15 protein-coding genes are annotated in these 15,874 nt (G+C 32.3%); 2 read left to right on the top strand and 13 right to left on the bottom strand.

Annotation, left to right across the window (positions count from 1 at the left end):
- Positions 1-3 precede the first annotated feature (3 nt).
- The 11 genes from QLS65_RS07270 to QLS65_RS07220 form a co-directional block, all read right to left on the bottom strand.
- On the bottom strand, positions 4-1,587 hold the full coding sequence (locus tag QLS65_RS07270; RefSeq protein WP_099715104.1) for a sensor histidine kinase: 1,584 nt from the start codon (positions 1,585-1,587) through the stop codon (positions 4-6).
- Positions 1,588-1,646: 59 nt separating this feature from the next.
- Positions 1,647-2,243: a dephospho-CoA kinase gene (coaE, locus tag QLS65_RS07265; protein ID WP_282716277.1), complete on the bottom strand. Its 597-nt coding sequence runs from the start codon at positions 2,241-2,243 to the stop codon at positions 1,647-1,649.
- A gap of 1 nt (position 2,244) precedes the next feature.
- A complete protein-coding gene (locus QLS65_RS07260) occupies positions 2,245-3,246 on the bottom strand; it encodes a glycosyltransferase family 2 protein (protein ID WP_121343335.1) in 1,002 nt (333 codons plus the stop codon).
- Between the two features lie 129 nt (positions 3,247-3,375).
- Positions 3,376-4,566 (bottom strand): enoyl-ACP reductase FabV, encoded by a 1,191-nt coding sequence (fabV, locus tag QLS65_RS07255; RefSeq protein ID WP_282716275.1) that lies wholly within the window; start codon positions 4,564-4,566, stop codon positions 3,376-3,378.
- 94 nt (positions 4,567-4,660) lie between these two features.
- Positions 4,661-6,313, bottom strand: a complete 1,653-nt coding sequence (recN, locus tag QLS65_RS07250) for a DNA repair protein RecN (RefSeq protein ID WP_282716273.1) — start codon at positions 6,311-6,313, stop codon at positions 4,661-4,663.
- 50 nt (positions 6,314-6,363) lie between these two features.
- Positions 6,364-7,248, bottom strand: coding sequence for a type IX secretion system protein PorD (gene porD, locus QLS65_RS07245; protein WP_282716271.1), 885 nt, complete (start codon positions 7,246-7,248; stop codon positions 6,364-6,366).
- A gap of 75 nt (positions 7,249-7,323) precedes the next feature.
- Entirely contained in the window at positions 7,324-8,535 is a 1,212-nt protein-coding gene (coaBC, locus tag QLS65_RS07240) for a bifunctional phosphopantothenoylcysteine decarboxylase/phosphopantothenate--cysteine ligase CoaBC (RefSeq protein WP_282716269.1), read from the bottom strand.
- A gap of 8 nt (positions 8,536-8,543) precedes the next feature.
- Complete coding sequence (locus tag QLS65_RS07235) at positions 8,544-8,861, bottom strand: DNA-directed RNA polymerase subunit omega (RefSeq protein ID WP_026709525.1); 318 nt, start codon at positions 8,859-8,861, stop codon at positions 8,544-8,546.
- Between the two features lie 4 nt (positions 8,862-8,865).
- Positions 8,866-9,660, bottom strand: coding sequence for an outer membrane protein assembly factor BamD (locus QLS65_RS07230; protein WP_099716309.1), 795 nt, complete (start codon positions 9,658-9,660; stop codon positions 8,866-8,868).
- Between the two features lie 128 nt (positions 9,661-9,788).
- On the bottom strand, positions 9,789-10,676 hold the full coding sequence (gene dapA, locus QLS65_RS07225; RefSeq protein WP_282716261.1) for a 4-hydroxy-tetrahydrodipicolinate synthase: 888 nt from the start codon (positions 10,674-10,676) through the stop codon (positions 9,789-9,791).
- 7 nt (positions 10,677-10,683) lie between these two features.
- Positions 10,684-11,202, bottom strand: coding sequence for a DUF6913 domain-containing protein (locus QLS65_RS07220; RefSeq protein WP_282716257.1), 519 nt, complete (start codon positions 11,200-11,202; stop codon positions 10,684-10,686).
- Between the two features lie 47 nt (positions 11,203-11,249).
- Between QLS65_RS07220 and QLS65_RS07215 the strand changes: the two genes are divergently transcribed.
- Together QLS65_RS07215 and QLS65_RS07210 are read left to right on the top strand one after the other, a co-directional pair.
- Positions 11,250-12,029, top strand: a complete 780-nt coding sequence (locus tag QLS65_RS07215) for a 5'-nucleotidase C-terminal domain-containing protein (protein ID WP_282716253.1) — start codon at positions 11,250-11,252, stop codon at positions 12,027-12,029.
- A 170-nt stretch (positions 12,030-12,199) separates the two neighbouring features.
- Positions 12,200-13,111 carry a bifunctional metallophosphatase/5'-nucleotidase gene (locus QLS65_RS07210; protein WP_099715094.1) on the top strand — a complete coding sequence of 304 codons (912 nt, stop codon included), beginning with the start codon at positions 12,200-12,202 and terminating at the stop codon, positions 13,109-13,111.
- On the opposite strand, the gene QLS65_RS07205 is transcribed toward QLS65_RS07210, so the two are convergent.
- Positions 13,101-13,823 (bottom strand): hypothetical protein, encoded by a 723-nt coding sequence (locus QLS65_RS07205; protein WP_282716249.1) that lies wholly within the window; start codon positions 13,821-13,823, stop codon positions 13,101-13,103. The genes QLS65_RS07210 and QLS65_RS07205 overlap by 11 nt on opposite strands.
- Positions 13,807-15,825 carry an NAD-dependent DNA ligase LigA gene (gene ligA, locus QLS65_RS07200; protein WP_282716247.1) on the bottom strand — a complete coding sequence of 673 codons (2,019 nt, stop codon included), beginning with the start codon at positions 15,823-15,825 and terminating at the stop codon, positions 13,807-13,809. Before ligA ends, QLS65_RS07205 begins: the two co-directional genes overlap by 17 nt.
- Positions 15,826-15,874 lie beyond the last annotated feature (49 nt).

Genomic DNA, 15,874 nt, shown 5'->3' with positions numbered 1-15,874 from the left:
ATTCTAATTTATTAATGGTAATTTTATTATGAAGGTACTCCCTTTTCCCTTTTCACTTTCAACATATACTTGACCGTTATGGTCGTCAACAATTCTTTTTACGTAAGCTAATCCTAAACCGTGTCCTTTTACATTATGAATGTCACCGGTATGTTCTCTGTAGAATTTTTCGAAAATTCTTTTTTGAGCTATTTTACTCATTCCTAAACCACTATCTTTCACTTTAATAATGACCATATCTTTGATATTTTCAGTGAAAATTTCAATTTCAGGAACATTAGGCGAGTATTTTATCGCGTTTTCTAAAATATTCACAATAACATTGGTAAAATGAACATCATTGATTAAAACTGTGGTTCTAATGGCTTTAAAATGGCAGGTAATTGTTCCTTGCCTGTCTTCTAAAATCAAATTCACATGATCTATTGCATCTTCAATAATTTCATGAATATTATTTGATTCCTTAGTAATATCTAATTCTTTCTTTTCTAATTTAGAAATTCGAAGCACATTTTCTACTTGTGCATGCATGCGCTTATTTTCATCCTTAATCATTTGAAGGTATCGCAAAACCTTCTCTTTATCATCTATTATTTTTGGATTTCTAATCGCATCCAAAGCTAAATTGATAGTTGCAATTGGCGTTTTAAATTCATGTGTCATATTATTAATGAAATCATTTTTGATTTCAGAAATTTGACGTTGACGTATCAATTGATTCAATGCACTTGTATACGCAATTAAAATAATCAGTGTAAAAACAATAGAAAGAACTGTTATACTAACGAGTTCTGACAATAAAAATTTCTTTTTGAGCGGAAATGTAACCAGTAATTGGTATTTACTATTTCCTTCATTATCAGTAAAAATAGGAATTGAATACGTTGCTTCTTTATCATATTTAAAGGCATTTGATTTAATTTTGGTCGCTAAATTATTGCTGTAAATACCAAACTCAAATCTTGTTTCAATACCATATTCTCCTAATTCTTTTTTAATCAGTTTCTGTAAAACATCACTGGTAACGCGTTCTTCGAGCGGCATTGCAGACAGCACATCCTTCGCGGAAATTTCAAAAAGAGCGTCATCCAGAATATCAAGGTTACCTGATTTTTCAATTCTAACATCAGGAATCAAACTTTGACTCACTCCTGATTTATCCATCGAATTATTGTTATAAACTTCAGTTACCCTTTTGGAACTAAAGCTTTTAAATTTTTCACTATCAAATTTTTTATCAAAGAACGTTGGTGAAATATTATAATCTTCAGAAATTATACTGTTAGAATATATAATTGTTTTATTTGTTCTTGGATTTTTTTGAACATAATAAAACTCTAATATATCATCCTTTTCAGGCACTTTTCCGGTGCTGTCTTTATAATGATTTATTTTATCATAAAAACTATATGTTTCTTGCTTTTGAATCTTATCTGCCACATTACCAATTACTTGCTTAACATGGAATTTAAACTGCTCATCATTGTTTTTGAATGAAGTATTAAACCAATACACTTGAACAAGAATTATCCCTATTAAGGACAGACTCATCAATAAAACAAGTAATCTAAAAAAAAGTTTATTCATCGAAACAAATTTAGTATTTTAACAATATATTAAATAATAGATTAACCAAACATTAACACCTATACCACATTTTGTTTAATCTTTAAAATTTTAAGAATTTTAACAACTTCTAATTTTGTAGTTTCCATAGAAGTATTTTCTATGATGAAATCGCTTTTTGAGATGCGTTGTTCATCAGTCCATTGTGCATTTATTCTTTTCAAAACAAGTTCGCGTGTCGTTTTATCACGTTCAACAACTCTCTTGATCCTTGATTCTATTGGTGCTGTGACAGTTATAATCAAATCACAATTTTTATAACTTCCACTTTCAAATAAAATTGCAGCTTCGTAAATAACATAAGGAGCTGCAGTATGTTGTAAAAGCCATTGCTCAAAATGTTTTTTTACAGCAGGATGAACAATATTGTTAAGTTTTTCTAATTTTTCGGGGTTATTAAAAACAATTTTGGCTAATTCTTCTCTGTTCAACTTCTCATTTTGAAAAACTGTATCACCAAATACGTTTTTAATAGCGCTTATAATCTCTACAGATTGCATGATTTTTCTGGCTTCGTCATCAGCAATGTACACCGGAATACCAAATGATTTAAAATAATTTGCAATGGTGGTTTTCCCACTTCCGATACCGCCAGTTAAACCAATTATTTTTGTCATATTAAACTTTGAAAAATAATTCAGGGAAAGCTTCTTGAGGTTTTTGCTTCAAAATGATAATTTTAAAAAAGGATACAATAAAACCAGTTCCGTAACCGTAAAATTGTTTCCAAACAGCTATCAATGATAAATACCCAATTTTCAAGCTTTTATTTTGATAAGAAGACACCAAAAACAGTACCAAAAAGTAAACAAAATACAATTGAAGCAGTAAATCAAAATTAAAAATCAACATCAATAAAAAGGAAATAAAAAATCCAATTATAAATACCGAAGGAAAGAAAAAAGTAAGCTTATTGTATTTAGGATACCAACTATTTAGAATTGGTCGTGCTTTTCCAAATTTGTTTACTTGAGTCGAAAACTTATCCCAATCAATTCTTCTCTTGTGATATACAAATGCATTAGGAAACAGTTTAGTCTCAAAACCTAAATTCCAAAGTCGAATTGACAAATCTGGATCTTCACCGGGATGAATATTTCCAAAACCTTTTGATGCTTCAAAAGCTTTACGAGACAATCCCATATTAAAACTTCTAGGCTGAAACTTATCTATTTTTTCAGAACCACCTCTGATTCCTCCCGTAGTCAGAAACGAAGTCATCGCAAAATTAATTGCTTTTTGTATATCTGAAAAACTATCTAAAGCCTTATCTGGCCCACCAAAACAATCTACATAATTCTGTTTTAAAGCTTTATCAACCTCTGATAAATATTCTTTTGGAATAATACAATCCGAATCGAAAATGATAAAATAATCACCTCTGGCTTTTTTCATTCCGTAATTTCTGGAATCCCCAGGCCCCGAATTTTCCTTGAAATAATAGGAAATATCAAGTCTGTCACCATATTTTTGAGCTACATCTTTGCAAACTATGGAAGAGCCATCTTCAATAAGAACAATTTCAAAAATTTCGTTAAACGTTGAATGAGACAAGCTCTCTAAAAGTTCATCAACTTCATCCGGGCGATTGTAAACTGGTATAATTAGGGAAAATAACATAAATTGTGACTGTGGTATTAAAGATCTTTTTTTAGGCTCAAAAAATTTTAACAAATATAATCTTTATCCATAAAAAAACCATCAACTATTAATTGATGGTTTTATAAATATTTAATTTAGTAATTGGGATTAAGCAATACTTTCTATGTTTACCAGTTCGTTAGCATCTGCTTTATAATCTACTCCTGCAACGTCAAAGCCAAATAGATTGTAAAAATCTTTTCTGTATCCTTCTAAATCTCCTATTTCAGATAAATTTTCAGTTACAGCTTCAATCCATAATTTAGCTACTTTCTCTTGAACATCAGGACGCATTTCTAAATCGTCAATACGGATTCTTCCTTTTTCATCAACCGGAACTTCATTTCCAGTATATAATCTTTCTTGATACAAACGTTGAATTTGTTCGATACAACCTTCGTGAATTCCTTCTTCTTTCATTATTTTATACAACAAAGAAATATACAATGGAATAACCGGAATGGCCGAACTTGCTTGTGTAACCAATGCTTTATTTACCGAAACGAATGCTTTACCATCAATAGCAGCTAAACTGTCAGTGATAGCAAATGCTGTCGCTTCAAGATGATCTTTAGCACGACCAATTGTACCTTTTCTATAAACGGCTTCAGTCAATGATGGCCCAATATATGAATAAGCAACAGTTGTAGCCCCTGGAGCCAGTAGATTTTGAGCTTTTAAAGCATCAATCCACATCGCCCAATCTTCACCACCCATTACAGCAACTGTGTTTTCAATATCCTCACCACTACAAGGCTCAATTGAAATCTCTGAAACTTTACCCGAATGAAAATCAACTGTTTTATTGGTAAAAGTACTTCCGATAGGTTTCAAAACAGAACGATGCAAAACGCCTGTAACCGGATGCATACGTACAGGAGAAGCTAAACTATAGATTACTAAGTCCACTTGCCCTAAATCCGCTTTTATAAGATCTAATGTTTGTTGTTTTACTTCATTCGAAAACGCATCTCCATTGATACTTTTTGCATATAAACCCGCTTTATGCGCTTCAGTTTCAAAAGCTGCAGAATTATACCAACCTGGTGAAGCTGTTTTACCTTCTGTTGGAGGTTTTTCAAAAAATACACCAATAGTTCCTGCATCAGAACCAAAAGCACTTGTAATTCTTGAAGCCAAACCAAATCCGGTTGAAGCTCCAATTACCAATACTTTTTTAGCCCCGTTAATAGGTCCTTTTGATTTAATATATTCTATTTGATTTTTAACATTTTGTTCGCATCCTTTTGGGTGAGATGTCGTACAAATAAATCCTCTCATTCTAGGTTCTATAATCATATTCTTGGTTATTCGTTTTTTATTTATTCGTGTAATCGTTTTATTGCTCCTGCAAAAGACTTGCTTTTAAAGGAAACAAATATAAAGTAAAAAATTAGTTCAGCAAGGCTTTAGCATGATTTAAGGCCGAATCAGAAACAACAGTTCCAGATAACATTTGAGCAATTTCAACCAGTCTTTCCTCTCCGTTTAATAACTTCAATTCAGACAGTGTGTCTTCGCCAACAGTTGATTTGAACACTTTGAAATGTGCATTTCCTTTTGCTGCAATTTGAGGTAAATGGGTAATGGCAAAAATTTGCATTTCCTTACTCATCTCTTTCATGATTTCCCCCATCCTAATGGCGATTTCTCCGGAAACACCAGTATCAATTTCATCAAAAATTAAGGTTGGTAATTTTGAATATTGTGCCAATATCGCCTTAACAGCCAGCATAATCCTTGACATTTCACCACCGGAAGCCACTTTCTTCAATAAACCAAAATCAGTTCCTTTATTGGCAGAAAATAAAAACTGAAGCTCATCTTTTCCATTTTGGAAATAGGTTTCAGTAGTAGTAATGTCAATATTAAAGCGAACATTTGGCATTCCCAAAGTTTCTAAAATGGTAATCAACTTTTGAGATAAAACTGGAATCGAATCCAATCTATTCCTATGAATTGTAGTCGAAAAAGCATCTAATTCAACTGTTTTTTGTTCGATAGAAATCGTCAGTGCCGCAATTTCTTCTTCCATATTGCCTAATGCTAAAACTGAATTTTCCAGATTAGCCTGAATTTCCAGTAATTCCTCCACAGAGGAAACCTGATGCTTCTTTTGCAAATTAAAAATCACTTGCAATTTTTGACTGATTAAATCCAATTGCTCCGGATCATTAATCAGTTTCTCTGAACAGCGATTCATTTCATCTGAAATATCATCAAACTCAATCGTTACGCTTGTAATTCTTTCCAACAAAGAATGATAATCCGTCGAAAAAGACGCGATTCTTTGCAATGAAGTCTTAATTTCATTCAAATTATGCATGACACCTATTTGCTCTTCATTGGCAATAGCCAAAGATTTATCAATAGATTCTTTTATAATCTCAACGTTATTCAACTTCTCAAAATCAGCCTCAAGAGATTCTTGTTCTCCAGCTTTTAATTGAGCCGCAACTAATTCATCCAATAAAAAAGTATTGTATTCTTGTTCTTTCTTAGATTCGCTTTGTCTTTTCAGTAGCGAATTTAATTTGGATTTATCCGATTTATAACTTTTTAAAAGAGATTGATATTCCAGAATTGTTTCTTTATTATTGGCAATTGCATCAATAATTTCGAACTGTACAGTTTCATCCGAAAGTTCTTGGGTTTGCTGTTGCGAATGAATATCTATCAAGAACAAGCTCAATTCCTGCAATTCCTGAAGGTTCACAGGACTGTCATTTATAAAAGCCCTGGATTTTCCCGAAGGAAGAATTTCTCGTCTAATTATGGTGTCATTTTCATAATCTAAATCATTTTCTTCAAAAAAAGGAAGCAAATTATATTTAGAAATTTCGAAATGAGCTTCAATAACACACTTTTCTTCTTTATTTTTCAAAGAAGTTAAATCGGCTCTTTTTCCTAAAACCAAACCTATTGCGCCTAATATTATCGATTTTCCCGCTCCGGTTTCTCCTGTAATTATTGAAAATCCTTTTGAAAAATCAATAGACAATTTTTCTATTAAGGCATAGTTTTTTATCGAAAGTGACGTTATCATTTACTATATTATTTTGTGATGTGAGGCTGAACTAAAAATTGAAAAATTAATTAATATTTCATCAGCATCCATTTACTTGAATTCAAAGGAGAAATTTTATTCAGATTATCGACTAAATCTGAGATTGTAATACTGGGTCCGCCAGAAAATATAGAAACTATTTCATCTGATTTAGCATCGAAAAAAACGCGGGTTAAAAATGCATTGGGTCTGGAAGCATTTAATTTAGTTAAATCGATTAATGATGCTTTTATTTTTTCTTTAGACGCTTTTAAATCCTGGTTCATTACATCTAAACCAGTATGATAATCAAGCATGGTTTGACGTATTTGTTTGAATGCCGGGGATAAAATATCATTTATCAAAAAGTAGCGATTTTGGTTTCCATCAGCTTGACTCCATCCTTTAGAACCGCCTTGTTGTGCGACATTTGAAATGTTTTGAGCTGTTTCAAAATAAGAATTTCCCGATTCAGAAACAAAAGTATCTGCATCCATTCCTAAAATCATATAACTGTAAAAAGCCAAAACTGAAACTAAATTAGAATCGAATGTAGTAGGACTAAAAATTAGATTTTCAAACTCTATATACCTAAAATTAAAGTCTTTATCATTATAATTTAATACTGGAGAGGAATAGGAGGAATTAAAAATAGGTCTTGAAGATTGTACTTGAATGGTTGCCGTAAATTGATCTGAGTTGTTCGAAGAAACAGTAATATACATCGAACAATTAATTTTCTCATTTTGCTTAACCGTTTGTCCCGTCCAATCCGTTTTATTTATAAACTCACTTATGGAAGTTTGCAAGGTTTTAAAAACTTGCTGATTTGTAACACTCAATTTTTGTGAATCAACCGTTACCGTACAGTTTAATTGTTGCGCTTGCGAAAGCCCAAAAGAAAAAAGCAGAAAAAAAATAATTATTTTATTCATCTGTAGATTTGTATTATTTCTTAACGGTTAACAATAGTTCAAACACCAATATTGCGTTTGTATTAATCCGACACCCTATTTGATAAAATGTACTTTCACCTTTTCTAGAATATCATCAGCAACAGCTTCTTTTGATTTTAATTCCATTGGCTCAATATTGAAATTTTTATCAATAAAGGTAACTTTATTCGTTGCTTTCCCAAAACCAGCACCTTTATCTTGAAGCGAATTTAAAACAATCAAATCTAAGTTTTTTTTCTGAATTTTCAAGATTGCATTTTCAATTTCATTTTCTGTTTCTAAAGCAAAACCTATCAAAAACTGGCTTTTCTTTTGTTCGCCTAAAGAAGCTAAAATATCTTTCGTTTTTTCGAGTTCTATTGTAAAATCATCAGCCGCTTTTTTTATTTTTTGATGTGCAACATTCTTGGGTTTATAATCTGCTACGGCAGCTGCTGCAATCGCAACATCCACATCTGGATAAAACTGATGACAAGCCACGTACATTTCTTCTGCAGATACAATAGGAATCACATTAATTAATGGGTTTGAAACTTTACAATTTGTAGGTCCCGAAACCAAAATCACCGAAGCACCCAGATTTGCAGCGCTTATTGCTATATCAAAACCCATTTTTCCCGAAGAATGATTTCCTATAAAACGCACAGGATCTATTGCTTCGTATGTGGGACCGGCAGTAATTAATATTTTTTTTCCTTTAAGAGGCAATTTACTGTTTAAATCCGCTTCCAGAAAGGCGATAATGTTTTCAGGTTCCGCCATTCTTCCTTCACCGGATAATCCACTAGCCAATTCACCGCTTTCTGCAGGAATTATGACATTGCCAAACTGAGTCAGAGAATAGAAATTAGCAATAGTAGAAGGATGTTTGTACATGTCTAAATCCATTGCAGGAGCAAAATACACTGGACATTTTGCAGATAAATAAGCCGCAATCAGAAGATTATCACAAGTACCATTTGTCATTTTAGACAAAGTATTTGCAGTTGCTGGAGCAATAACCATCAAATCAGCCCAAAGTGCTAATTCAACATGATTATTCCATTTTTCATTCTCGTCTTCTTGATTATAAAAACTGGAATGAACAGGATTTTTGGATAACGTAGATAACGTAAGAGGAGTTACAAAATCCTTAGAAGCAGGTGTCATTATCACTTGGACATGTGCACCTGCTTTTATGAAAAGTCGTACTAATGTGGCTGTTTTATAGGCTGCAATTCCACCAGAAACTCCAAGTAGAATTTTCTTACCGCTTAAAACTGACATAGTAACTATTATTTATTTGAATCTCTGTGGTAGATTTTTCCGTCTAACCATTCTTGAACTGCTAAAGCGTGTGGCTTAGGTAGTTTTTCGTAAAATTTTGAAACCTCAATTTGCTCTTTGTTTTCAAAAACTTCTTCAAGACTGTCATTATATGTAGCAAATTCTTCCAATTTCTCAGTCAATTCTTTTTTAATTTCAGAATTAATTTGGTTTGCTCTTTTAGCCATAATGGTTATCGCTTCATACACATTACCAGTAGGTTCTTCAATAACAGTTTTGTTGTATGTTATTGTATTTACTGGAGCATTCGTCTTCTTTAAATCCATGACTTTATTTATTAAATTGTTGTAAATCTTTGTCTATTCGAGCTAACATTTCGTTTGCTACTTGCTTGTATTTAGTATCCGCTTTAAATTTAATCAAGTTCAATTGAGCTGCTTTTGCAACATTCAATCGGTCTTCCATTTTTGATGGAATACTATTAATTGCCAATTGATACGCTGAATCTAACTTGTAATATAAAGCATCTTCTTTGAATGGAGTTCCCGGATAATCTGCTACAAAATTGTCTAAAGCAACAATTGCTGATTTATAATCAGAAATCGTATTGTATCCTTTAGCATTCTCGAAAACCTTTTGTTCTATTTTCTCGCTCAAGACTTTTACAGTTGCATTTGCTTCTGCCAAGTACTGAGAATTAGGATTATTATCAATGAATGTTTGTAATTTATCTAATGCTTTAGTAGTATCCGTTTGATCTAAACTGTAAACTGGCGATAACATAGAATAGCTTTTTGCTCCTAAATAAGCTGCTTCTTCCAGTTTTTCACTTTTTGGATATCCTGAAACAAAACTCTCAAATTGATATCCTGCCAAGTAATATTGTTTTGTTTTGTAATACGATTGAGCAAACATGTAAAACAATTTTTCAGCTTGAGGTTTCCCTCTGTATGCTGGAGCAATTTGTTCAAAAATACGAATCGCTTTAGAATATTTCTCTGCGTCGTATAATTTAGTGGCCATTTCAAATTTAACAGCAACATCTTCGGTTTTTAATGCTTTTTGGTATTCACTACAAGAACTGAATAAAGCTACAAGAAGCAATAGAGATATTATTTTTTTCATTTTTTTACTTTTTTTATGATTTCTTGGTTGAAACAACCCATAAAATCATACCGAAGTTTCGGTGGCAAATTTAGTTATTAATTTAGCGACTTCAAAATATATTTTTTGTTTAAAAAAAGACTCTTTTTTTATCCTTGTTTATTGACTTTTTTGACAAATTGATCAATTCTTTCTGCTAATGAATCATCTACTTTTACTAATGGTAAACGTACTGTGTTTTCTGAAATTCCCAGTGATAGAAACACTTGTTTGATTCCTGCTGGATTTCCTTGTTCAAAAATCATATCAATACAATCTGCTAAAAGGTATTGTGATTTGAATGCTTCGTCCACTTTACGATTCAACCCTAATCGAATCATTTCAGAAAATTCTTTAGGAAAACCTTGTCCAATTACAGATATAACGCCTGATCCTCCTGCTAAAACCATTGGCAAAGAGATCATATCATCCCCAGAAATTACCAGAAAATCTTTTGGTTTATCTTTCAGCAATTGCATCGCTTGAACAATATCACCGGCAGCTTCTTTTATGGCTACGACATTTTCAAAATCATTAGCCAAACGGATAACGGTTGAAGGCAACATATTGCTGGCTGTTCTTCCTGGAACATTATATAAAATAACCGGAATTGGTGATGCTTCGGCTACAGCTTTAAAATGCTGGTAAATACCTTCTTGTGTAGGTTTATTATAATACGGAGAAACCGATAATATTGCTGTAAATGCAGACAAATCTCTTGTCTTCAACTCCTCTACCACTTTTAAAGTATTGTTTCCTCCTACTCCAAGCACTAATGGCAAACTTCCATTATTAGCTTCGATTACGGTACTAATAACTAATTCTTTTTCGTCTGGAGACAATGTTGCATTTTCGGCAGTTGTACCCAAGACTACAAGATATTCAATTCCTCCGTCGATTGAAAAATTCACAATTCTTTTTAATGCTTCGGTGTCAATTGAAAAATCTTCTTTAAACGGGGTTACAAGAGCAACACCAGTACCTATTAATGATTGCATATTAGATTTATATTTTGTTTAATATTTTTAAATATTTGAATAGCTCACTTACAAAAAGTGAATAATTATCGACATCTGTTTTAATCATAAAATGATTTAGTCTTTTGTCTATTGATGAAAAACCAACTTTAAATTGCGCTTTTGAAATATGAGTGATTTTTAATAAAATTGCTTTTTCTATGTCGTAATAACTGATTAACAAATCAAATTTTTCAGTGACAAAATCATTTACTTCCGAAGAAGAAATTTCTCCATTCCAATTTAAATCTCCTGAATTAAATACAGGATATGTTCGCTCTACTGTTTTTTTAAGTTTATCTCTGTATACAATTGTTGTTATATTTTCTGGTGCAATTCCGTTTGCTATCAACTGTTGAATTAATAATTCCGTTTCAGCAAAACGAGTGGCATCAACCAGTAAACCAATTGTTTTTACAACATTAACTGACTCAATATTTTTTAAATTTTGAAAGCTTTTTTTTAATGTTTTTTTTACAAAAAAATCCTTTATATAATTCAAAAACATATTACTTTTACTTGATTACAAAATTAATTAATTAAGTCGCATTTAAAATGGTAAATCTAAAAAAGTATAACGATGTTTCTAAACTTTTTGTTATATTCTTAACATTTTTTTTTGTTGCTTCCTGCAGCAAACAAAATTACTACATTACTAAGATAGAAGGCAAACGAATTCCTATCACCGAAAAGGAAATTCAAGTCCCTCAAATTGAAAATTTTATTAAACCTTACAGAGAACACATCAATAAAGATTTAGACAGCGTTCTAGCGTATTGTCCGGAAACATTAGACAAAAGCACTGGGAAATGGCAAACTACAATTGGTAATTTGATGGCTGATGTTACTTTAATGAAAGGAAACACCGTGTTTCAAGCCAGAGAAAAAAAGAACATTGATATTTGTTTGCTCAATAGCGGGGGAATTCGTTCCATACTTCCAAAAGGAAATGTAACGGCACGAACGGCTTTTGAAATTATGCCTTTTGAAAATAGTTTGGTTGTAATTGCTTTAAAAGGTGAGCAAATTCTTGAAATGGTCGATTATTTTATCGCCGAAAAAAAACCACACCCTCTGGCTGGAGTAACTTTTACAATTGACAAAAATAATCTTCCAAAAAACATATTAGTACAAGGGAAACCTGTTCAAAAAGAGACTATTTATTACGTAGGAACCAATGATTATTTGTCTAATGGTGGTGACAATATGAATTTCTTTAAAAAAGGGGTTCAGAAATTTGATTTAGATTATAAACTACGAAATATTCTTATTGATTATTTTAAAGAAGTAGATACAATTCCTGTGATAAATGATGTTAGAATTACGGTTGAATAAGAAATTTAAATAACAAAATAGTTTTAGAAAACATAAAGCCCTAGCCCCGAGTGAAGTGAAAATCATTTTTTATCGTTTTTCACGATAAAAAATATTGCAACGAAAAGCGGGAAATAGCTCCTGATTGCTTCGTTCCTAGCAATGGTAATTGGATTAAAAATAAATATAAAATGAAAAGAAGAGAATTTATAGAAAAAACAGCTGCGAGTTCAGCTTTACTAAGTTTAGGTTTATCATTAAGCAGCTTTGAATCTTCACAAAAAAGACATCTTACTATTTTACATACGAATGATGTGCACAGTTACATTGATCCATTTCCTGCGGATCATCCCAGAAATGCAAATATGGGTGGCGTGGCACGAAGAGCAGCCTTGATTGAAACGATTCGAAAAGAGAATCCAAATGTATTATTACTGGATGCAGGCGATATTTTTCAAGGAACGCCTTATTTTAATTATTATGGTGGAGAGTTAGAATTCAAGTTAATGAGCATGATGCAATATGATGCTTCTACGATAGGAAATCACGATTTTGATAACGGTGTTGAAGGTTTACATGCGCAAATGCCACATGCTAAATTTGAGTTCCTATCTGCCAACTACGATTTTAAAAACACCGTGATGGATGGTTTTGTAAAACCGTATAAAATATTCAACAAAAATGGCATAAAAGTGGGTGTTTTTGGACTTGGAATAGAGCTTGAAGGATTAGTTGATAAAGGAATGTACAAAGAAACCGTTTACAACAATCCAGTTGAAACGGCTCAAGATATGGTTCGGATTTTAAAGAAAGAACAAAAGTGTGATTTAGTGATTTGCTTGTCGCATTTAGGCTATAAATACAGAGACGAACCTAATAAAATATGTGATTTGAAATTAGCGGAACTAACGCAAGACATCGATTTGATTATTGGCGGACATACACACACTTTTCTGGAGAAACCTACTGTTGTAAAGAACCTTGCAGGTAAAGAGGTTCTTGTAAATCAAGTGGGTTGTTACGGTATAAATCTGGGAAGAATTGATTTTTATCTGGATAACGATAAAGCTAAAGCATTTGAAGGAAAATCGATTATTGTGTAACAGTAATCGCTTCTTTTTTTGCATTTATCGTTTCTGCATCAATCACAAATCTATAAAAGGAATAATAACTTGTGACATACAAAATCATTGCCAGTGGCCTGAAATATGTGGGTGGCAGATTAGACAAAAAGCATTTTTCAATAAAAACTGTAAAATAGAGCGCTGTAGATAATAATCCAAAAATAGCCAGCCAGGGCGAATTATTACTGTCGTTCATGAAATAATTCGACAAAATAACACCGGCAAGAATCGATACTAAAATGTTTTGAGCTACCAAAGGATAATAACTGCCTTTTGGAATTTCATCCGAAATAGAAAGCAAATAGGAAAAAATAAAAACAAAAGGAATAATTGCTATTAATATTGGTACAAAATCCTTAATATTATTCAACTTTATGATATAAAATATAAGTAAAATTCGATGCGTAAAAATACCTATTAAGCCCAAAATCAAAAAAAGTATTGATTCAAAAAGAATGAAAATACTGGTAAGGAGTAAAAAAAATACGGTCATATAAAAAAGCACATTTCTTTCCTTAGAAGTAACCCAATAAAGATAGATTAGCAGTATGGCTACCAAAGGTCTAAATGCAAACAGAATTACTTTGAATGAAAATAATTCTGCTAGAACTTCAATAATTGAAAAAGAAAAGAGCAAACCAAGGATTGCATTTTCCTGTAAAAAATTATACTTTTTAGTCAGTAGCTGCATTAGCGTTATTAATTAGATTCATAAAATCATCTTCGGAGATTATTGGTATGTTCAACTTAGTTGCTTTATCCAATTTTGCAGGTCCCATATTATCTCCTGCAACAACATAATCCGTTTTTGCCGAAATAGAGCTTCCTACTTTTCCTCCATTATCTTCGATTGCCTTTTTTAAATCATCTCTTGAAAATTTCTCAAAAACTCCTGAAACAACAAATGTTTTTCCGGAAAGTTTATCTGTAGCGTTTGGATTTATATGTTCAATAATTTCAAATTGAACACCAAACCTTTTTAGCCTTTCAATTATAATTCTATTTTCTTGATTTTCGAAAAAGTCAATTACACTTTGCGCAATTCGTTCACCAATTTCGTCTACCAAAATCAAATCCATCAATGTAGCCTGACTCAATGCATCAATGTTTTTATAATGTTTGGCTAGTTTTTTGGCAACCGTTTCACCGACAAATCGAATTCCAATAGCGAACAAAACGCGCTCAAAAGGAATACTTTTTGAATTCTCAACACCTTTCACCAAATTTTCAGCAGATTTTTGAGCCATTCGTTCCAAAGGAAGAATTTGATCCACAGTCAGTTCATATAAATCGGCATAATTATGAACCAATCCGTTATTAAAAAGCAAAGCAACAGTTTCGCCTCCTAAACCTTCAATATCCATTGCTTTTCGAGAAATATAATGCTGAATCCTTCCTATAATCTGCGGTGGACAACCATAAAAATTAGGACAATAATGATTTGCTTCGCCTTCGGTTCTCACTAATGCCGTATTACATTCCGGGCAATTAGTGATGTATTTTGTTGGTTCTGTATTTTCTGGACGCTTACTCAAATCAACAGCAATAATCTTAGGGATTATCTCCCCTCCTTTTTCTACAAAAACAGTATCTCCTACACGAATATCCAATTTCTCAATTTGATCAGCATTATGTAAAGAAGCTCGTTTCACAATGGTTCCTGCTAATTGTACCGGCTCTAAGTTGGCCACAGGAGTAATGGAACCCGTTCGCCCTACTTGATACGAAATTGAATTTAATTGTGTAGAAACTTGTTCTGATTTGAATTTATAAGCAATTGCCCAACGCGGAGATTTGGCTGTAAAGCCCAATTCATCCTGATAGTGGAAAGAATTTACCTTTACCACAACACCATCCGTTTCATAGGGAAGGTCATGTCTATGAATATCCCAATAATCTATAAACTCGAAAACCTCGGTTAAATTACTGGCTAATTTTGCCTCTTTTGGCACTTTGAAACCCCAATTTCTTGCCGTTTCCAATCCTTCAAACTGTGATTTGAAAGGAAGATTATTTCCAATTAAAAAATACAATAGACAATCCAAAGGCCGTTTTGCAACTTCAGCACTATCCTGCAATTTTAAACTTCCCGAAGCTGTATTTCTGGGATTTGAATACGGTAATTCTCCTATTTCGATTAAATCCTGATTCATTTTTTCGAAACCGGCAAAAGGCAAAATAATCTCCCCACGCACATCAAATGTAGCAGGGAAATTCCCTTTTAATTTTAACGGAATGGATTTTATAGTTTTGATATTATTAGTCACATCGTCTCCTTGAAAACCATCTCCACGCGTTACCGCACGTTTTAATTTTCCATTTTCATAAGTAATACTAATAGATGCACCATCGTATTTTAGTTCACAAGTATATTCTAATGGAACATCTCCTAAAACTTTTTGAACACGTTTTTCCCAATCCATCAATTCTTCCTTAGAATAGGAATTATCAAGAGAATACATGCGGTGTTCATGCGGAACGGTTTGGAAATTTTTTGTAATCGTACCTCCTACTCGTTGAGAAGGCGAATTTTCGTCAAAGTATTCCGGGTATTTATTTTCTAAATCCTGAAGTTGTTTTAATTTTAAATCAAATTCAAAATCGGAAATTGTGGGTGTATCTAACACATAATAATTATAGTTGTGCTGATTTAATTCTTCCCTTAATTTTTGAATCGTATTTTGAATATCCATAGAAAATAAAAATTGGCTATTTTAGTTTTGAAAAAGTGTACTAAAATAA

The organism is Flavobacterium algoritolerans (assembly GCF_030010385.1).
In the GTDB taxonomy this organism is placed as follows: domain Bacteria; phylum Bacteroidota; class Bacteroidia; order Flavobacteriales; family Flavobacteriaceae; genus Flavobacterium; species Flavobacterium algoritolerans.
This window is presented reverse-complemented; position numbering and strand designations above follow the sequence as displayed.